Source organism: Pseudomonas sp. BJa3, from assembly GCF_026343815.1.
In the GTDB taxonomy this organism is placed as follows: Bacteria; Pseudomonadota; Gammaproteobacteria; order Pseudomonadales; family Pseudomonadaceae; genus Aquipseudomonas; species Aquipseudomonas soli.
This window is the reverse complement of the sequence record NZ_JAOXMC010000568.1, coordinates 1-233: the sequence shown is the minus strand read 5'-3', so window position 1 is coordinate 233 and position 233 is coordinate 1. Positions and strand designations below refer to the sequence as shown.

The window sequence follows — 233 nt, the reverse complement described above, 5'->3', positions numbered from 1 at the left end:
AGCCCGGCTCCCGCGATTTCCACTGACCCGCCATGCGTGCGCTGACCGCCCACACCGACGATCTGTTCGCCCCGGCGATGCACCACCTGGTGGATGATGCGCAGGGCGGCATCCGCTACTGGCCGGATGTCATCGATCCTGCGACCGCCGAGCGCTGGTTCGACCTGCTGCACGCGGGCGCGGCCTGGACGCATCTGCAGCGCCCGATGTACGACCGCATCGTCGACGTGCCG

General features: G+C 69.5%; 1 protein-coding gene. It reads left to right on the top strand.

The window, feature by feature from the left end; all coding sequences use genetic code 11:
* Window positions 1-32: 32 nt before the first annotated feature.
* Window positions 33-233 (top strand): hypothetical protein (locus tag OH705_RS28820; protein WP_267303647.1); only part of this gene is annotated, 201 nt, incomplete at its 3' end.